The sequence below is a fragment of the Streptomyces sp. VRA16 Mangrove soil genome (assembly GCF_017377775.1).
Taxonomy (GTDB): domain Bacteria; phylum Actinomycetota; class Actinomycetes; order Streptomycetales; family Streptomycetaceae; genus Streptomyces.
On record NZ_JAFVLN010000004.1, the window covers coordinates 554,519 to 573,003 of the forward strand.

Annotated in this window: 16 protein-coding genes and 1 pseudogene; 10 read left to right on the forward strand and 7 right to left on the reverse strand. The window is 73.4% G+C overall.

The features are described from left to right. Positions 1-88: 88 nt before the first annotated feature. Genes J3486_RS14760 through J3486_RS14770 form a run of 3 tightly spaced genes read right to left on the reverse strand, consistent with a single transcriptional unit; the run spans position 89 to position 2,226 of the window. Complete coding sequence (locus J3486_RS14760) at positions 89-508, reverse strand: hypothetical protein (protein WP_207820739.1); 420 nt, start codon at positions 506-508, stop codon at positions 89-91. 44 nt (positions 509-552) lie between these two features. Then, complete coding sequence (locus J3486_RS14765; RefSeq protein WP_207820740.1) at positions 553-1,299, reverse strand: ABC transporter permease; 747 nt, start codon at positions 1,297-1,299, stop codon at positions 553-555. 3 nt (positions 1,300-1,302) lie between these two features. Next, complete coding sequence (locus J3486_RS14770) at positions 1,303-2,226, reverse strand: ATP-binding cassette domain-containing protein (RefSeq protein WP_207820741.1); 924 nt, start codon at positions 2,224-2,226, stop codon at positions 1,303-1,305. 108 nt (positions 2,227-2,334) lie between these two features. On the opposite strand from J3486_RS14770, the gene J3486_RS14775 reads away from it, so the two are divergent. From J3486_RS14775 to J3486_RS14790, 4 genes are all read left to right on the forward strand, one after another. Beyond that, positions 2,335-3,552, forward strand: a complete 1,218-nt coding sequence (locus J3486_RS14775; RefSeq protein ID WP_207820742.1) for a sensor histidine kinase — start codon at positions 2,335-2,337, stop codon at positions 3,550-3,552. Between the two features lie 14 nt (positions 3,553-3,566). Next, positions 3,567-4,217: a response regulator transcription factor gene (locus tag J3486_RS14780; RefSeq protein WP_207820743.1), complete on the forward strand. Its 651-nt coding sequence runs from the start codon at positions 3,567-3,569 to the stop codon at positions 4,215-4,217. Between the two features lie 131 nt (positions 4,218-4,348). After that, positions 4,349-5,506 carry an ROK family transcriptional regulator gene (locus J3486_RS14785; RefSeq protein ID WP_207820744.1) on the forward strand — a complete coding sequence of 386 codons (1,158 nt, stop codon included), beginning with the start codon at positions 4,349-4,351 and terminating at the stop codon, positions 5,504-5,506. A 93-nt stretch (positions 5,507-5,599) separates the two neighbouring features. Next, the gene (locus tag J3486_RS14790) at positions 5,600-5,962 is read left to right on the forward strand and encodes a DUF1304 domain-containing protein (protein WP_207820745.1); all 363 of its coding nucleotides are present in this window, start codon (positions 5,600-5,602) and stop codon (positions 5,960-5,962) included. Between the two features lie 65 nt (positions 5,963-6,027). Here the strand turns inward: J3486_RS14790 and J3486_RS14795 are convergent, their stop codons facing one another. Both J3486_RS14795 and sigJ read right to left on the reverse strand, forming a co-directional pair. After that, positions 6,028-6,789, reverse strand: a complete 762-nt coding sequence (locus J3486_RS14795; protein WP_207820746.1) for a GntR family transcriptional regulator — start codon at positions 6,787-6,789, stop codon at positions 6,028-6,030. Between the two features lie 231 nt (positions 6,790-7,020). Next, positions 7,021-7,902 (reverse strand): RNA polymerase sigma factor SigJ, encoded by an 882-nt coding sequence (sigJ, locus tag J3486_RS14800; RefSeq protein ID WP_207820747.1) that lies wholly within the window; start codon positions 7,900-7,902, stop codon positions 7,021-7,023. A 112-nt stretch (positions 7,903-8,014) separates the two neighbouring features. On the opposite strand from sigJ, the gene J3486_RS14805 reads away from it, so the two are divergent. Together J3486_RS14805 and J3486_RS14810 are read left to right on the forward strand one after the other, a co-directional pair. Beyond that, positions 8,015-8,671, forward strand: coding sequence for an NADPH-dependent F420 reductase (locus J3486_RS14805; protein ID WP_207820748.1), 657 nt, complete (start codon positions 8,015-8,017; stop codon positions 8,669-8,671). A gap of 122 nt (positions 8,672-8,793) precedes the next feature. Then, positions 8,794-9,624, forward strand: a complete 831-nt coding sequence (locus J3486_RS14810) for an alpha/beta fold hydrolase (protein WP_207820749.1) — start codon at positions 8,794-8,796, stop codon at positions 9,622-9,624. A 39-nt stretch (positions 9,625-9,663) separates the two neighbouring features. Here J3486_RS14810 and J3486_RS14815 read toward each other — a convergent pair. Further along, positions 9,664-10,491, reverse strand: a pseudogene (locus J3486_RS14815) (EamA family transporter); the annotation flags it as partial. A 106-nt stretch (positions 10,492-10,597) separates the two neighbouring features. Here J3486_RS14815 and J3486_RS14820 point away from each other — a divergent pair. Continuing rightward, on the forward strand, positions 10,598-12,049 hold the full coding sequence (locus tag J3486_RS14820) for a PLP-dependent aminotransferase family protein (RefSeq protein ID WP_207820750.1): 1,452 nt from the start codon (positions 10,598-10,600) through the stop codon (positions 12,047-12,049). Here J3486_RS14820 and J3486_RS14825 read toward each other — a convergent pair. Then, positions 12,007-12,423, reverse strand: coding sequence for a VOC family protein (locus tag J3486_RS14825; RefSeq protein WP_207820751.1), 417 nt, complete (start codon positions 12,421-12,423; stop codon positions 12,007-12,009). The genes J3486_RS14820 and J3486_RS14825 overlap by 43 nt on opposite strands. Before the next feature lie 240 nt (positions 12,424-12,663). On the opposite strand from J3486_RS14825, the gene J3486_RS14830 reads away from it, so the two are divergent. The 3 genes from J3486_RS14830 (at position 12,664) to J3486_RS14840 (ending at position 18,459) form a co-directional block, all read left to right on the forward strand. Further along, a complete protein-coding gene (locus tag J3486_RS14830; RefSeq protein ID WP_207820752.1) occupies positions 12,664-14,247 on the forward strand; it encodes an alkaline phosphatase in 1,584 nt (527 codons plus the stop codon). 175 nt (positions 14,248-14,422) lie between these two features. Then, positions 14,423-15,826, forward strand: coding sequence for an SWIM zinc finger family protein (locus J3486_RS14835; RefSeq protein WP_207820753.1), 1,404 nt, complete (start codon positions 14,423-14,425; stop codon positions 15,824-15,826). Further along, a complete protein-coding gene (locus tag J3486_RS14840) occupies positions 15,823-18,459 on the forward strand; it encodes a DUF6493 family protein (protein ID WP_207820754.1) in 2,637 nt (878 codons plus the stop codon). Before J3486_RS14835 ends, J3486_RS14840 begins: the two co-directional genes overlap by 4 nt. Positions 18,460-18,485 lie beyond the last annotated feature (26 nt).

The window sequence follows — 18,485 nt, forward strand, 5'->3', positions numbered from 1 at the left end:
CTCCATTCGTGTGCTGCGGGGTGCCGACGGTGCTCAAGATCCCATAGTTGCACGGGAGTTCCTCCAACGCGTCCCCGAGCACCCCTCCCTAGGGCGGCGCCACGTCGGTGACCACGGCGAGGAGCTGGTACGGCGAGTCGTCTCCTTGGTGGGCGACGGCGAGGGCGACCCAGCGCTCGCCGACGCTCCACAGGTGCAGGTCCTGGGCGCAGGCGCTGAGCCAGTCCCAGGGCTCGGGTATCTCCTCGCCGTGCTCCAGCGCGCGTGTGTGCACGCTCCAGAGGCTGAACCGGTACGGCTCTCCCCAGCGCCCGTCCAGCAGGGCCGTCAGGCCGTCGCGGTCCGCCTCCGCCTGGTCCTCGGCCTCCTCGCGCGCGCCGTGCCGCCGCGTCAGCTCCGCCACCACGTACCCGGGCCCGCCCCATCCCGCGGCCGACCTGCCGTGGTCGGCCGGGAAGGGCCGGGACCACAGCCCGTCGATCGTCGCGAGTTGCTCCGCGGTGTTCATGGATCCAGTAAAGCGTCCGCCACTGACAACGGGCCGACGGTCCGTCAGGCGTCCCTGCGGCGCACGCTCCACCAGCCGGCGGCGACGGCGGCCGCGGCCCACAGCGCGGTCACAGCGAGTCCTGTCCAGGGGCCCAGGGAACCCACGGCGTCCTGGCGCAGCACCTGTTGGCCGGCCCGGTCGGGCAGGTAGTCGGCGGCCGAGCCCGCCAGGTCGCCGATCACGAACGACACGATCAGCAGGAACGGCACGAGGATGCTCAGCACGGCAACGGCGCTGCGCAAGCCGGCGGTCAGGCCCGCCGCGAACAGCGCCATGAGCGCGAGATACAGACCGCCGCCGACGCAGGCCCGCACCGCACCCGGGTCGCCGAGCTGCAGCGCGTCGTCGCCCATGAACGCCTGCCCGGCGACGAACGCCGTGAAGGTGGTGAGTGTGCCGACGGCGAAGGCACAGCCACCGATGACGGCCGTCTTCGCCGCGTAGAAGAGACCGCGGCGGGGGACGGCCGCCAAGGAGACGCGCAGCGCCCCGTTCAGGAACTCGCCGGAGACCGCGGTGGCCCCGAAGGCCAGGGCGGCGATCTGGCCGAAGTTCAAGGCGTAGAAGGCGCCGAAAAGCAGGTCGTCGCCGCTCTCCGCCTCGGACTGCCCGACGGTGGCGAAGACCAGGACGGTGACGGCGACGGTGGCCGCGAAGACGGCGATCAGCGAGCCGAGACTGCCGCGCAGCGACCGGATCTTGATCCACTCGGAGTGCAGCACCGCGCTGGCGGACGTGGCGGTCGACATGGTTCAGGCCTCCTGGAGGGGTGCGGCGGCGAACTCGGCGGCGCCTGCGGTCAGGGCGAGGTAGGCCTCCTCCAAGGAGGCCCGTTCGTCGGCGAGTTCGAGGACCGGGATGCCGTCGGCCGCGGCCAGGGTCCCGACGTCCGCGGCCGTGACGCCGTCGACCGTGCAGTGGCCGTCGTCGTCGCGCACGACGGTGTGCCCCGCGCGCGCGAGTGCGGCGCGCAGCCGGACGGGTTCGGTGGTGCGCACCCGGACCCTGCGGGCACTGTGGGCGGCGATGAAGTCGGTCATGGGGGTGTCGGCGAGCAGGCGTCCGCGGCCGAGGATCACGAGGTGGTCGGCGAAGGTCGCGGTCTCGTTCATGAGGTGGCTGGAGACCAGCACCGTGCGTCCCGCGCGCGCGAGGTCGCGCATCAACTCCCGGATCCAGATGATGCCTTCGGGGTCGAGCCCGTTGGACGGCTCGTCGAGGATCACCACTTCGGGGTCGCCCAGCAGCGTCGCCGCGATGCCGAGCCGTTGTCGCATGCCGAGCGAGAACGTCTTGACGCGGCGCTTCGCCACGGCGGCGATGCCCGCCTGTTCGAGGACCTCCCCGACCCGCCGCGCGGGGATGCGGTTGCTGACGGCGAGGGCGAGCAGGTGGTCGTGCGCCGTGCGGGCACCGTGGGCGGCCTGCGGGTCGAGCAGCGCGCCCACGGTGCGCAGCGGTTCGTCGTACGTGACATAGGGGCGGCCGCCGATGAGCGCGGTCCCGGAGGTGGGACGGTCGAGGCCGAGGGCGAGCCGCAGGGTGGTGGACTTGCCGGCGCCGTTCGGGCCGAGGAAGCCGGTGACACGGCCGGGCGCGACCCGGAAGGTCAGCCGGTCCACGGCGCGCGTCGTGCCGTACTCCTTGGTGAGGTCCTGGACGTCGATGCTGGTCATGGCCTCAGCCTCGCGGGCGGGACGGGGTGCGGTCCTCCCCCGTCGGTGGAGATCGTCTCCCCCGCCCGGGGGAGCCTCCCGGGACCTGTCGTTTGGCACGATGCCCGTATGCCCCGCTTCCTGGTACCGCTCGTCCGCGCGGTCACGTACACCCGCTGGCTCCATCTGCTGTGCGCGGCGGCGTTCGCGTTCGTGTGCGGCGCCGTCTTTCCGGGTCTTTCGTCGCCGACGGCTCGTGACTGGCTGCTCGTGTACGTGGTGCCCGTGCCGTTCGTGGTGGCGTTCGCGCTGCTTCCTGTGGCCCGGCGGGCGGAGGGCTTGCAGGCGCGGCTGATGCTCTTTCCGGGCGGGCACGCGCGCGTGGCGGGCAGCGGCGAGGAGAGCCGGGTCTCGGTCGCCCCGTCGGCGTCCTGGGCGGACCGGGGAAGGACCGCCGCGTGGCTGGTGCTGCGCCTCGTCCTCGGCCTGTCGGTCGCCCTCGCCACCAGCCAACTGATGGCGCTGGTGCTGGAGTTGACGGGCGCCGCGGCGGGCCGTGCGACGGACGGGCTGTCCGTGGTGCCGCGGCCGGACTGGGGCCGGGCGTCCGTGCTGCTCGTCCCTGTCGTGCTGCTCGTCCTGCTGTACGCGGTCGTGGGCGCCGGACGGCTGACGGCGCGGGCCGCTCTGACGCTGCTCGGGCCGTCGGCCACGGAGCGGCTCGCGGCCCTGGAGGAGCGTACCGAGCAGCTTCTGGAGCGCAATCGCATCGCGCGGGAACTGCACGACTCGATCGGGCACGCGCTGACGGTGGCGGTGGTGCAGGCGGGGGCGGCGCGGGCCGCGGGCGATCCGGCGTTCACGGACCGGGCGCTCGACGCCATCGAGGAGACGGGCCGGGCCGCGCTGGAGGATCTGGAGCGGGTCCTGGTGGTGCTGCGGGAGGCCGAGCGGCCGGCGAGCAGCCGCCCGACGCTCCAGGAGGCGGACCGGTTGCTCGACTCGGCGCGGGCCTCGGGGACGAAGGTGGAGGTGACGGTGTCGGGACCGCTGGAGACCGTGCCGGGCCCGGTGTCGCGGGAGGGCTACCGCATCCTTCAGGAAGCGCTGACGAACGTACTGCGGCACTGCGGAACCGTTCCGGTCACGGTCCTCCTCCAAGTCGCCGACCGGCAGCTCACCTTGGAGGTGCGCAATCCGCTGCCTTCAGGTCGCGTGTCCGCCACGGGGGGCACGGGGAGCGGTCTGCGGGGCGTCCGGGAACGGGCGGCCCTGCTCGGCGGGGAAGCGCGGACCGGCCCCCACGGGGATGCATGGCAGGTGCACGTCGAACTGCCGGTGGGGTGATCTAGGCTGGCGGCGTGCCCCTCACTGTCCTCCTGGTCGACGACGAACCCCTGGTCCGCGCGGGCCTGCGGGCCGTCCTCGAAGCGCAGCCCGACATCACGGTGGTGGGCGAGGCGGCGGACGGCGCGGCCGTGGTGCCGTTGGTGCGCGAGCTGCGTCCCGACGTGGTCGCCATGGACGTCCGTATGCCGCTGCTCGACGGGATCGAGGCCACGCGCGCGGTGCTGCGCACCGTGTCCGAGCCGCCGAAGGTCCTCGTGATCACGACCTTCGAGAACGACGAGTACGTCTACGGGGCGCTGCGCGCGGGTGCCGACGGGTTTCTGCTGAAGCGGGCGCGGCCGGCCGAGATCGTGCACGCGGTGCGGCTCGTCGCGGCGGGCGAGTCCCTCCTCTTCCCGGCCTCGTTGCGCAAACTCGCCGCCGAGCACGGCAACCCCACCGCGCGGGCCGCGATGGAGCGCGCGGCGCTGACCGAGCGGGAGTCGGCGGTGCTGCGGCTGATGGCGCGGGGGCTGTCGAACGCGGAGATCGCCGCGGATCTCGTCGTCGGCACCGAGACGGTCAAGTCGCACGTGAGCGCCGTGCTGGCCAAGCTGGGGGCGCGGGATCGCACCCAGGCGGTGATCGCCGCGTACGAATCCGGTTTCGTCGCGCCGGGCTGAGGTCCTACTCGTCCGTTTCGCCCCCTGCCCGGCTGAGCGGACGGCGCCACAGAAGTGCACCCGGGCCTCGCCGCTGTCGGCTCCGGCGAGTACGATCCGGCGGACACGGGCACTAGCTGGGAGGACTGACGTTGGGGCGGCTGACCGGCGGGGATCCCTCTCTGCTCAGGCGGATCAATTCCGCGGTGGTGCTGCACGCGCTGCGTGCCACGGATTTCGCGACGCTGACCGAGATCACGCGCGTCACGGGGCTTTCGCGGCCGACCGTCGAGGGCGTGGTCGAAGGGCTCATCGAGGCCGGACTCGTCGTGGAGACGTCGGTCGAGGAGCCGGGTGCGCGGCGCCAGGGACGGCCCGCGCGGAAGTTCCGCTTCCGGGCCGAGGCCGGGCATCTGCTGGGCCTGGAGATCGGGCCGCACCGGGTGGCCGCGGTGCTCTCCGCGCTCGACGGCAGGATCCTCGGCTCGGCCTCCAAGGACGTCGACGAGGCCGCTCCCGCGGACGAGCGCATCGACCGGTTGCGTGGGGTCGTCGCCGATCTGCTGCGCCGCGCGGGCGTGCCGCGCGACTCGCTGCGCGCGGTCGGCGTGGGCAGCCCCGGGATCGTCGAGGCGGACGGCACGGTACGGCTCGGCACGGCGCTGCCCGGGTGGACGGGACTGCCGCTGGGCGAGCGGCTGCGACGGTCCTTCAAGTGCCCGGTGATCGTGGAGAACGACGCCAACACGGCGGCCGTCGCCGAGCACTGGAAGGGCGCCGGTGTCGACACGGACGACATGGTGTTCGTGATGGCCGGGCTCAGCCCTGGTGCCGGTTCGCTGATCGGCGGACGGCTGCACCGGGGGTACGGGGGCGCCGCGGGCGAGATCGGGGCGCTGCACCTGCTGGGCCGCGAGGTGCGGCCCGAGACGCTGCTGTCGACCACGGACGAGCCGCTGCACCCGCTGGACGAGCAGGCCGTGGCGAAGGTGTTCGCGCTGGCACGGCAGGGCGACGAGCAGGCCGGGGCCGCGATGGAGCGGTTCATCCAGCGGCTCGTGCACGATGTCGCGGCGCTGGTGCTCGCGCTCGACCCGGAACTGGTGGTCGTCGGCGGGTGGGCCGCGGGGCTGGACGGAGTGCTGGACCCGCTCCGGAGCGAGCTGGAGCGCTACTGCTTGCGGCCGCCCCGGGTGGCCCTGTCGCTGCTCGGGGAGGCGGCCGTCGCCACGGGGGCGCTGCGCCTGGCTCTCGACCACGTGGAGGAGCAGCTGTTCGCCACGGAGGGGACGGTCACGGCCCGCCGGTGAGGTCGGCGCCCTGCGGGGCGCCTCTCGTCGGCGGACCCGGTGCCGGGCCCGCCTGATCCGCACACGGACCCGCGGTGTGTGAACCTGTTCCCCATGTCGATCATCGCAACGGTCGTGGTGCTGCTCATTGCCGCGCTGCACGCCTACATCCTGGTCCTGGAAATGTTCCTGTGGACCGGCGCGCGGGCCCGGGCCGCCTTCGGAACCAGCCTCGACTTCGCCTCCGAGACGAAGGCGCTCGCCGCCAATCAGGGGCTGTACAACGGCTTTCTCGCCGCCGGTCTCGTGTGGGGCGCGGTGGCGTCCGATCCCGTGGGCTTCCAGGTGCGGGTGTTCTTCCTGGTGTGCGTGGCCGTGGCCGGCGTGTACGGAGCCGCCACGGCCAGCCGGAAGATCCTCTTCGTGCAGACCGTACCGGCGCTCGTGGGGCTCGCCCTGGTGCTGGCGTCCCACTGAGCGTCGGTCGCCCCGCACGTCCCGGGCGCGCCCGGGACGTGCGTCACAAGCCTCGGTGACCCGCCTCAGGAAGCCTGGGTCTGCGGGCCGTGGTGGATCTCCACGCCGGGCGAGTCGCCGAAGGTGAGGCGGCAGGTGTCGGCGCGGTACGTGGCCATGGAGACCGCCGCCGTGATGCCTTCGCTGAAGTAGCGCGTCGTCACGACCAGGACGGGGGCGCCGGGGAGGCGGTCCAGTTCCTTGGCGTCGTCGGCGCGGGCCGAACCGAGCTCGACCGCGCGGTCCTGGCCGTCGAGGCCGAGGCGCTGGAGCTCGCGCAGGACGGCACGCGCGCGTGCGGCGCCGGACGGGGTGTCTATGGCGGTGACGTCGGGCACCGAGGCGGCCGGGACGTAGAGCAGCTCGGCGGCGACGGGCTGCCCGTGCGAGACGCGCGTACGGCGCAGCACGTGCACGCGCTCGCCGGGGGCCGTCGCCAGCGCGTCGGCCACGGCGGTGGGCGGCACGTCGAGGGCGCAGTCCACTGCCTGCCACGCGTCCCCGCTGCCGCCCGGCCAGTCGTGGCCGGTGGCGGAGACGTCCACGCCCATGCGGGGCGGTGCGACCGTGGTGCCGACGCCGCGGCGGCGCTGCAGCCGGCCCTCCAGCTCCAGCTGCTCCAGTGCCTGGCGGAGTGTGGCGCGGGCGACGCCGAAGCGGGCCGCGAGATCACGCTCGTTCGGCAGGATCTCCCCGACGGCGAACTCGGAGTCGAGCGCCTCGCTGAGCACGGTCCTGAGGTGCCAGTACTTCGGCTCCGGTGCCGCTTCCAACTGCGTGGTCCCCACCCTGTCCTCCGCAATCGCCGTGTCCCGGCGGCGTTTTAGCGCCCTTGTTTATTAAAGGTTCCTGCACTATCTCTGCGAGGGTAGGGCCGCCCCCGGACTTGGTCAAGACCAATCATCGATCGCCCGCGACGCGCGCAGGCGTCGGCAGCAGGGCGTTCACACACTGTTGGTGAGACGGCCATGAAGGAAGCGCCGGTGTACGGCGTTTGAGGTGCGAGGTGCGCGGGCCGACTACAGCAGCGACTGCAGCTTGTCCGGGTTCCGCACGATATAGATCTCCTGAATCCTGCCCTCGAACACGGCGAGTTGGAACACCGCGTCGGGCTTGCCGCCCAGGAAGGCGACCAGACCGGGCGCACCGTTGATCTCCATGAACCGGAACTCGAACCCGAGCTGCGCGTCCTTCGCCGCGGCGCCGTGCAGGAAGCGGCCGACCTTGTCGGCGGTCTCGATGACGCGCAGCGGCGCCTTGGACTTGCCGCCGCTGTCGCCGACCAGCCGCACGTCCGGTGCGAGCAGTGCCAGCAGGCCGTCCAGGTCGCCCTCGCCGGCCGCGGCGAGGAACCGCTGGGTGAGGTCGCGCTGCTGGACGGGGTCGACGTCGTACCGGGGCCGGCGCTCCTCGACGTGCTTGCGGGCACGTCGCGCGAGTTGGCGCACCGTGCTCTCGGCGCGCTCCAGGGTGGCGGCGATCTCCGCGAAGGGCAGCCCGAACGCCTCGCGCAGCACGAACACCGCGCGCTCCAGCGGGGAGAGCGACTCCAGGACGACCAGGACGGCGAACGAGACCGATTCGGCGAGGACGGCCTGCTCCGCGGTGTCGGGCACCGTGGGACCGAAGTCCGTGACCAGGGGTTCGGGCAGCCAGGGGCCCACGTAGGACTCACGCCGCGCCTGCACCTGGCGCAACCGGTCGAGGGCGAGTCGGGTGGTGATGCGCACCAGATAGGCGCGCGGTTCACGGACATCGCTCCGGTCGGTCTGGGACCAGCGGAGCCACGCGTCCTGTACGACGTCCTCGGCGTCGGCGACCCGGCCCAGCATGCGGTAGGCCACGCCCATCAGGACGGGGCGGTGCTCATCGAACGCGTCGGTCGGTGTCTCGGCGGCCACCTCCCCATCCCATCCGACGGATCCGGCCGTGTCCAGGCGGAACCGGGACGTCCGCCCACACAATGGGCGCACGTCCACCGAGAGGCGGTGGGCGCACCAGGAGGAAACTGTTGTGAGGTACGCGGTTCTGGGCACGGGCATCGTCGGACGGACCCTCGCGAGCAGGCTGGTCGAGCTGGGGCACGACGTACGGATGGGGGCGCGCAGCAAGGACAACCCCGCGGCCATGGAGTGGGCGCAGGGCGCGGGCCCGCGCGCGAGTGTCGGCACGTTCGCGGACGCGGCCGAGTTCGGGGAGCGCGTCGTCGAGGCGGTCGGCGGACATGTCGCCCTCGAAGCGCTGCGGGCGGCCGGTGCGGAGCACCTGGACGGCAAGGTAGTCGTCGACACGTCGAACAAGCTGGAGCAGTTCGAGGGTGGGATGCGGCTGGCGTCGCTCGACGACATCGGCAGTGTGGGCGAGCAGTTGCAGAAGGCGTTCCCGCGCGCGCGGGTGGTGAAGACGCTGAACACGCTCACGAGTTCACTGATGGTGGACCCGGCGGCGCTGCCGGGCGCGCACCAGCTCTTCCTCAGCGGTGACGACGCCGGCGCGAAGGAGGAGGTGCGCGGCATGCTCGGCGAGTTCGGCTGGGCGCCGGAGCGGATCATCGACCTGGGTGGCATCGAGACGGCTCGCGGTGTGGAGTTCCTGATGCCGCTGTGGCTGAACCTGTACGGCAACAAGGGGCACGCGCACTTCAACTGGCACATCCAGACGGGAGATTGACCGACCGCTCCCCTCCGTCCTTTCGCGCCACCCCCTTGAACTGGACGCTACTCGGCGGTAATTGTTGCTGACAAGGAGTCTAAGGAACCGTCGAGGCGTGGCGGGGACAGGGAGCGAGCGACATGGCGGAACAGGTGTCCTTCACCATCGAGAGCCCCGGCGGACCGCGCGAGGTGACGCTCACGTACGAGCGCGCGGGCGCCGGGGAGCCGCTGCTCCTGCTGCACGGGATCGGCCACCACTGGCAGGCGTGGGAGCCGGTCATCCCGATCCTGGCCACCGAGCGCGACGTCATCGCCGTGGACCTGCCGGGGTTCGGCGCGTCGCCTGCGCTGCCGGACGGGCTCGCGTACGACCTGACGAGCGTGGTGCCGGTCCTGGACGCGTTCTGCCGCCATCTGGGGATCGACCGGCCGCATGTGGCGGGGAACTCGCTGGGCGGTCTGCTCGCCCTGGAGCTGGGCCGCGAGAAACGCGTACGGTCGGTCACGGCGTTGTCGCCGGCCGGGTTCTGGACGCAGGCCGAGCGCCGGTACGCGTTCGGCACGCTGCTGGCGATGCGGCAGGGCGCGCGGGCGCTGCCGGTGCCGGTGATCGAGCGTCTTTCGCGGTCGGCGGCCGGGCGGACCGCGCTCACCAGCACCATCTACGCGCACCCCGGCCGCCGTTCACCGGAGGCCGTGGTCGCCGAGACGCTGGCGCTGCGCCACGCGAGCGGGTTCCGCCAGACCCTGGAGGCGGGCCGGGACGTGCTCTTCCGTGACGACGTCCCCGAGGTCCCCGTGACGGTCGCCTGGGGCACCCGCGACCGGCTGCTCGTGCGCCGTCAGGGGATCCGCGCCAAGCAGGTCCTGCCGGGCGCGCGGCTCGTGCGGCTGCCCGGCTGCGGCCACGTTCCGATGAGCGACGACCCCGCGCTCGTCGCCCGCGTCGTGCTGGACACGAGCCGCTGACCGGCGCAGGCCCAGCGCCCCGGAGCCCAGGGCGACCCCGGCGCCGACGAGCGCGCTGCCGACGCCCTGGGCTACGCCGTACGTCCCCGATCCGACCAGCGGCGCCGTGCAGGCGGCGGCGACCGGGATGAGGCCGGAGAACAACGTGGCGCGCTCGGCCCCGATCCGCTGCATGCCCTTGTACCAGCAGACGAAGCCGATCACGGTGACGACGGCCGCCTGCCACGCCAGGGCGGCGGCCTCCGCACCGTCGGGGACGCGCAGCCAGGAGGCGCCGTCGACGGCCAGGCCCACTGCGGCGGACTCGACGGCCGCGATGCCGCACACGGTGCAGGACAACAGGCGCGGGCCGAGCGGCCGCAGCACGGGTACGGCCAGTACCGCGAAGCCCACCTCCCCGGCGAGTGCGCCCACCGAGAAGGCGATCCCCGCCGCGTCCGTGTGCCCCCAGCCCTGCACCGTGAAGGCTCCGACGGCGACGAGCGACGCGCCATGGAGCACGGCCCGCCGGGGCCGCCGTCCGGACAGCAGCGGCACCAGGACGGCCACCACGACCGGTGCGCAGCCCACGAGGACGCCGGGCACCGCGGGTTCCGCCGAGCGTTCGGCGGCGAGCACCGCGAGGTTGAAACCGACCATGCCCACGGCGGCGAGGAGGGCGAGCCGCGCCCACTGGCGCGGGACGAGCCGACGCAGCGGGGCGAGCCGCAGTCCGGGCAGGAGCAGCAGGCAGGCGGCGCCGTAGCGCAGGAACTGGCCGCCCGCGTACGGGTAGTCGCCCAGGACGCTGTTGGCGGTGAAGGAGCCGCCCACCAGGACGCAGGCGAGGGCGGCGAACAGGGAGCCTCGAAGAGTCGCGACGTTCATGGCAACGACGCTAGGAGCGGAAGTGGTCCGGAATGAGGGCCACTTCACGGGCTCTGTCCTGGACCAATCGGCGCACGACGGTCACGCCGCATTAGGGTCCACGGTCATGACGACCGAGTTCTCTCCGCCGTCCGCGGCCTGGGAGTTGTTGCTGCCCGCGGCGGCCGCCCCGGCACGCGCGCGTGGCCGTTCGCTGCAGTCCGCGCTGCGGGACGCGGTGCGCTCGGGCCGCCTCGTGCCGGGCACCCGGCTGCCGTCGAGCCGGGATCTGGCGCGGGACCTCGGGGTGTCCCGGGGGCTGATCACCGAGGCGTACGAGCAGTTGACCGCGGAGGGGTATCTGCGCAGCGGCCGGGGCGCCGGGACCTGGGTCGGCGACGCGGTGCGGGGCGCGCCGCCCGGCACCCGTGATCTCGCCCCGCGCCCGTCCCCCGGGGTGCGGGCCGACTTCGTGCCGGGCACCCCCGATCTGTCGCTGTTCCCCCGGGCCGCCTGGGCGGCGGCCCAGCGCGACGTGCTGTCCGCCCTGCCGCACCAGGGGCTCGGCTACCCGGACCCGCGCGGGCTCCCCCGGCTCCGCACCGCCCTCGCCGAACTGCTCGCCCGGCGCCGGGGCGTGGTGACCGACCCCGAGCGGATCATCGTCTGCTCCGGGGTGACGCAGGCGGTGACGCTGCTCGGCTTCGTACTGCACGCGCGCGGGGAGCAGGGCGTCGGCGTGGAGGATCCCGGGAGCCCGCAGTACGAGGACCTGTTCGCGGCGGCGGGACCCGAGGCGGTACGTGTCGCCATGGATGCCGAGGGGCTCGAAATGAAGTCGCTGCGGGCCTCGGGCGTGCGGTCCGTGGTCACGACGCCGTCGCACCACTTCCCGTCCGGCATCGCATACTCGGCGGCGCGCAGGACCGACCTCCTGGACTGGGTGCGGGACGTGCGCGGTCTGATCGTCGAGGACGACTACGACGGCGACTTCCGCTACGACCGTGCCCCCGTGGGCGCGCTCCAGGGTCTCGATCCCGAACACGTCGCCTACACGGGCTCGGTGAGCAAGTCGCTGGCGCCCGGTCTCCGGCTCGGCTGGATGGTGGTGCCCGACGCCCTGGCCGACGAGGTGGTGGAGCGCAAGCGCTACATGGACCTGGGCAATCCGGCGCTCGACCAGGCGACGCTCGCCCGGTTCGTCGAACGCGGCGACTACGACCGGCAGTTGCGCCGCTGCCAGCGCGCCTACAAGGAGCGGCGGGACGCCCTGGTCGCCGCGCTGCACAGGTACCTGCCCGGCACCGAGGTCTCGGGCATCGCGGCGGGCCTGCACGCCATCGCCACGCTTCCGGACACCTACGACCCCGCGAGCGGCCTCGTGGAGCGGTGTGCCGCCGCAGGTGTCGCGGTCCGCCCACTGGGCCACTACGGGCGCGCGCACGAGCGTGGTCACGGGGTGTCCCTGGTCCTCGGCTACGCCCATCTCTCCCCCGCCCGGATCACCGAGGGGGTACGGCTGCTCGCGGGCGCCGCTCAGGAGTTGGACCACGCGCGCGTGCAGAGCACGAGCCGGTAGCCGTCGGGGTCCTCGACCGTGGCGCCCCACTCGTTCCAGTAGGGGTTGGGCGAGGTCACGCGCTTGCCGCCGTGCGCTTCGAGGCGCGCGAGCAGCTCGTCCGGGACGGGCCCGTCCAGATAGACGACGAGCAGGTCCTCCTCGGTGGGCCGGGGTGTCACCGGGGCCGCCTGCTCATGGACGAGTTCGAGGTGCCACGAGGCCTCCGGCCAGCCGAGCATCAGCAGATCGTGCTCCCCGGGCGCGTGCCCGCCCTCGGCCCGGTACACGACGCTCAGGCCGAGCCCGCGCGCCCAGAACTCCTCGGCGGCGGCCAGGTCGCGGGACGGGCGGGCGATGCGGAGGTGGGCGGTGGGCTGCGGCACTGCGGTCATCGGAGTTCCCTTCGTCGGTCAGGTGATGCCGACGGTAGGGCCCCTGCGATCTTGCCGGCATCGGCCGGTGGCCCGGTCCTGGACCGTCTCGCGACCTAGGTCGCGGGACGCGGCCGCGCGCGCCCGGTTCCCCTGACGGTGGGGGCAGTTGTTCACTTGGGGTTCGTGTGCGCGTCGTGGCGTCCCCGTAGGTGTGGCCATGGCACCGCACCGCTGTCCCGACTGTCACTGGAGGCGCCCATGTCGCACCGTCCGTCACGTCCCCTGCCCGGCCGTCGAGGAGTGCTGCGCGGCGCGCTCGCCGCGTCGGCGGGGCTCGCCCTGCCTGCGGTCGGCGGCGCGGCGGCGCCCGCGTTCGCCCTGTCGGGCCGGCCCGAGGCGGGCTGGGGAGTGCAGGCCGGCGATGTGACCGCGCACTCGGGCCTGATCTGGGTGCGTTCGGACCGGCCGGCCCGGATGATCGTGGAGACGTCGGCCACCGAGTCGTTCCGCAACCCGACCAGATGGCGCGGGCCGCTGGTCGGTCCCGACACCGACTTCACCGGCACAACGCGGCTGCACGGGCTACCGCCCGGCGAACAGGTCCACTACCGCGTCCTGCTCGCCGACCCGGACGACCCGCGGCGCACCGGCGCTCCGGTGCCGGGCACCTTTCGCACCGCGCCCGTCCGGCGGCGCGACGGGGTGCGGTTCCTGTGGTCCGGTGACATCGCGGGCCAGGGCTGGGGCATCAACCCCGACCGCGGCGGCTACCGGGTCTACCAGGACATGCTCGCCCTGGACCCGGACTTCTTCGTGTGCAGCGGCGACAACATCTACGCGGACGGCCCGATCCTGCCGAGCGTGACGCTGCCCGACGGGCGGGTGTGGCGCAATGTGACCACCGAGGAGAAGTCGAAGGTCGCCGAGACGCTGGCCGAGTTCCGCGGCGCGTTCCGCTACAACCTGCTCGACGAGAACCTGCGTCGCTTCAACGCCCAGGTCCCCACCATCACCCAGTGGGACGACCACGAGGTGCACAACAACTGGTACCCGGGCCAGATCCTCAGCGACGCCCGCTACACGGAGAAGAACGTGGACGTGCTGTCGGCGCGCTCCCTGCGCGCGTTCAGCGAGTACTTCCCCGTGTCGACGCTGCCGCCGGGTGACGCGGAGGGCCGCGTGTACCGGGTGCTGCGGCACGGCCCGCTGCTCGACGTGTTCGTCCTCGACATGCGCACGTACCGCAACGCCAACTCGCCGGACCGGCAGCCCGACGACACCACGGGCATCCTCGGCGCCGAGCAACTCGCCTGGCTCAAGAGGGAGTTGTCGCGTTCGCGAGCCACCTGGAAGGTGATCGCCTCCGACATGCCGCTGGGTCTGGTCGTGACGGACGGGGCGACGAACTTCGAGGCCGTCGCGCAGAACGACCCGGGTGCGCCGCTCGGCCGCGAGCTGCAGATCGCCGAGCTGCTGCGGCACATCAAGCACCAGCGGATCACGGGCACGCTGTGGCTGACGGCGGACGTGCACTACACGTCGGCGCAGCACTACGAGCCGTCGAAGGCCGCGTTCCAGGACTTCGAGCCGTTCTGGGAGTTCGTGTCGGGCCCGCTGGCCGCGGGCGGTTTCCAGGCGACGAAGCTGGACGGCACGTTCGGCCCGCGGCAGGCGTTCATCAAGGCACCGGACCGGGCGAACACCTCCCCGATGGAGACATCGCCGTACTTCGGCGAGGTCGACATCGACGGCGACAGCGGCGAGCTGACGGTGCGCTTGCGCCAGGAGGGCGGGGACGTTCTCTTCGCGCAGACGCTGCAGCCGGGGCGGGTCGGGCAGTGACGGGGTGGGCGGGCGCGGAGAACGGCCGACCGGGCCGGGCGCGGAGGACAGCCGCCCGGACCGGGCGCGGAGAGTGACCGTTCCCGACCCGCCCACGCCGTCCGCCAACTCCCACTGAAACGGCCGTAGTCGCAGGTCAGGGCCGATTGTCAGTGGTCGCCTCTACGGTTTTCCCATGACGCGATCAACACAGGCCGTGACCTATCGTCGACCCTCCGCGCTGGAGTCCGCCGCGGGCGCCCGGCAGTTGGGACTGGAGACCTCGCGGGGTGCCACCCCCGCCGGCCCCCGGGACCATCCGCAGTTCTTCGCCGGGTTCCTGACGGCGCCCCAGGTGGCGTCGGCGGGACTGCTCGCGGTGGCGGACGTGGCGGCGGCCCGCTACTACCAGCCGCAACTGCGGGCCTCGCTCGACCCGGTCGTGACGGGCAGCGACGATCGGCTGCGGTTCGAGTCGTTCTCCGGCTGCGGGGGTGTGTATGCGCGCCTGGACGTCCTGGCGGAAGGTCTCGACGGCGACGACATACGGCACGGCACGACGAATGTCGACGTCAACAACCCGCTGCGGCAGGCCCTTTCACGGATCGGATCCGACGACCCGCTGCATCTTCGGGTGGGCCCCGACGCCCTGGCCGTGACGACGCTCGACGGTCCTGTGGTGGAGAAGAAGGTGCCCCTGCCGGACCGCTGGCTGCGCGGCTTCGCCGAGGCACAGGTGATCGCGGCCGGTTTCGAGCTGCGCGCCGAGCTGACGGCGGCGGAGGCGGTGCGGTTCCTGCGGTCGCTGCCGCGCTCGGCGGGGCGCGGGGCGCGTTGGGTGGTGCCCGCGGGCCGCTCCCTGCGGCCGACGACGCGCGCGGTGCCCGGCGCCGTGTGTCTGCCGGGTCCCGAGCGGCTCGTCGCTCTGCAGCGGGTGTTGCGGCACGCGACGGCGCTGCGGGTGTACGGCCCGTCCGTCGGCTCGGGTGCGGCGGTGGCCGGCGCGTGGGAGGCGGTGCTGCCCGGGATGCGGCTCACGCTGACCCTCTCTCCGGACGCCGCGCGCGGATTCTCCGGCGAGGGCGGCGTACTGGAGGCACTGGCCACGGACCAGGCCGCCGAGGACGCCGAGTTGATCTCCGTGCTGCTCGCGTGGGAGCCGCGCATCGATCTCGCCGATCTGGCCGCGTCGTCGGGGCTGCCGGTGGACCGGGTGCGGGCTGCCCTGGTCCGGCTCGGCACGTCGGGGCGGGTCGGGTACGACACGGCGGAAGCGGCGTACTTCCACCGTGAACTGCCCTACGACGCGAGCCGGGTGGAGCGGCACAATCCACGGCTGCGGGACGCCCGGGCCCTCGTCGCGGCGGGAGCGGTGGCGCTGGACGGGGAGCTGAGCACGGTCACGGCGGAGGACGGTCATGTGCACCGGGTCCGTGAGGACGGGGGGAAGTCGAGTTGTACGTGCGTGTGGTGGGCCAGGTATCGAGGTGGGCGCGGGCCCTGCAAGCACGCGCTCGCGGTGCGGATGGCGCGCCGCGGCCAGGCCGTTCCGGGCGCGGGGAGCACCGTGGCGGCGACGGTCGTGGAGGGCGCGCGATGAGCGACGGGACGACGCTGGTGCAGTGGGTGCGCAAGGGTGATCCGGACCAGGTGGCACAGCTGCTCGGCGGGATGACGGACGCGGAGCGCCGTGCCTGCGTTCCGGCGCTGAAGGACCTGCGCAAGGAACTGCGCGTGGAGCCGTGGGGCCGTCCGGCGCGGGCCGCCTATCCGGCCCTGCGCGTGGCCGGGGCGGCCTGCCACACCGGTGCGGCGGCGGCAGCGGCGTGGATCGGGGCGGCCGACTGGAGGTGGTCGGGGCAGGCCGTGCCGGAGTTGCTGCGCGTGCTCGGCGACCGCGAGAAGGAGTGGCAGGCCGATGTGGCGCACCGCCTCGCCGCGCTGCCGCTGTCGCGTGGTGTGTCGTTCGAGGTGGTCTCGGGCCTGGTCGCGCTGTCCGGCTGCCCGGTGCCGACGACGGAGGCGTACGTCGTCGGCTGGGTGGATCACGTCAACGGGGAGGTCAGGGGCCGCCGTTCGCTGGCCGACCGGTTGCGCGCCGAGCCTCATCTGGCGGCGCTGACGGCGGCGCTGTTCGAGACGGATGACATCGGTGGTCGTCTGGACTGGTTCGAGGCGGACAGCCCGGTGAGCTGGTCGCACGGTCTGGCCACGTTGACGGCCGAAGGCGTGCTGGAGCGCAAGGTCGTCGTCGACGGCTGTGTCGCCCGGCTGGTGCGCGGCGGGCGACCGTCGGACCTGCGGTTGTTCCTGAAGGTGCTGGATCGGTTGGCGCTGAGCCGCGACGAGGAGCGGGAGCGGCTCGCCGACTGGGCTGCGCTGTGCGCGGACGGGGCGGGGCCGGTCGCCGGGTACGCGCAGAAGGTGCTCGGCGCCCTGGCGCTGGACGGCGACGTGCCGGTCCGCTCGCTCGCCGAAGTGTCGGTGGCGGTGCTGTTCCGGCCGGAGAAGAAGCTGGTGCGGGCGCAGTTGGTGCTGCTCGACAAGGTCCTCAGGAAGGGCACCCCGCAGGGAGCGGCACCGGTGGCCGACGAGGTGCTGCCGGCCGTGGGCGAGGCGTTCGGGCACGCGGACACGGAGGTGCAGGAGCGGGCCCTGAAGGTGGTGGCCCGGCACCTCGCGGGGGCCGGCTCGGCGGCCAGGGAGCAACTGGTGCTCGCGGCGCAGCAGTTGAGTGCCGGCCCACGGTCGCGGGCCGAGGAGGTGCTCGGGGTGCGTCTCGCCGTGGACGGGCCGTACCAGGAGGTGCTGCCACCCGCCGCGGAGCCGTTCCGTCTCTGCCCGGCGCCCGACTCGGCCGCGGAGGTGGCCGAGGAGGTGGGCGCACTGCTCTCCTCCGGCGGGGACACGGCGGCGCTGGAGCGGACGCTGGACGGTCTGATGCGCCATGCGTACCGGGACCGGGCGGCGTTGAAGGAGGCGTTGCAGCCGGTGGTGGCGCGCCGCTGGTGGTACGGCACGGACCGGCCGGACCACACCCAGACGTATTTCCGTGACGCCACGCACGGCCTGGAGGTCGTCGCGGCGACGGTGGTGGAGAGCGTGCGGACGGACGTGCTGCACAGGGCCGTCACTCATGGCGCCCACGAGAGCCGGAGCCCGGCGGACGGCACGCTGCGCCGGTGCCACGACGCCCGGTTGTGGGAGGCGGCGTATCGCATCCGCACCGAGCCGGTGCCGTTCCTGCTGGCCACGCCGACGTGGAGCACGGGGTTCATCGAGCCGGCCGAGCTGGTGGCGCGGCTCGCGGCCTACCGCGCGGCGAAGGTACGAGCGGGCGAAGCCGACTTCGCCCAGGCGCTGCTGCGGGTGGACCGCGGCGACGGGCTGACAGCGCGAGCGGCGCGGGACGCGGCGGCGCTCGGGACGCCGGAGGGCGAGCGGCTCGCCGAGTGGCTCCGTTCACCGGCGCCCGCGCAGCCGGTGGTGACGTTGGGCGACGAGAGCGGTCATCTGCTCGTCGGCATGGGGGAACAGGCCGATCTGCAGAGCGCGTTGCCCGACCCGTTCCGGCGGCTGGGCAGACCGTTGTCGCTCCCGGATGCGTGGGGGCCGTACTGGTACTTCGAGGCGGACACCGTGCAGCAGCGGTCCCATTACCTCTCGATGCTCCCCGGACGGCGCGAGAGCGTGGCGGCGCGGCTGCTGCGGGAGCTGTCGCACTGCGCGGTGCACGACGTTCGGGGCGCGGCCGGTTATCTGCCGCTGCTCGCGGAGGCGGAGGGGCCGGCGGGGCAGGCCGTGCATCTCTCGGTGGCGTACGGACTCGCGGCACGCCATCCGGAGGACCGGCTCGCGGCGGTGGACGCGTTGCTGATCCTCGCCGGCCGCCGGCAGCTCGACGCTCCTCTGCTGGGCTCGCTGCTGGCGCGGGGCTGGGAAGCGGCCGACGTCAAGGCCACGCGACTGGCCGATGCGTTCGGGACGGCCGCGGGGACCGGGGCGTTCACCACGGTGTCGGCGGTGCTCCGCGGGCTGCTGCCGACGCTCCTCGCGAGCAAGGAGAGTCCGGTCGCGCTGCGGGGACTGGCCGATCTGCTCGCCCTGGCGGCGGACTGCGCGGAGCGGACCGGCGAGCGCGGGACGATACCCGGCCTCGCCGAGGTCGCCGCGCGAAAGGGCTCGTCCCGGCTGGTGGCGCAGGCGAGACGACTGCACACGGCGATCGGCTGAGGCGTCCGGCGGCCGCCGGACGCGGA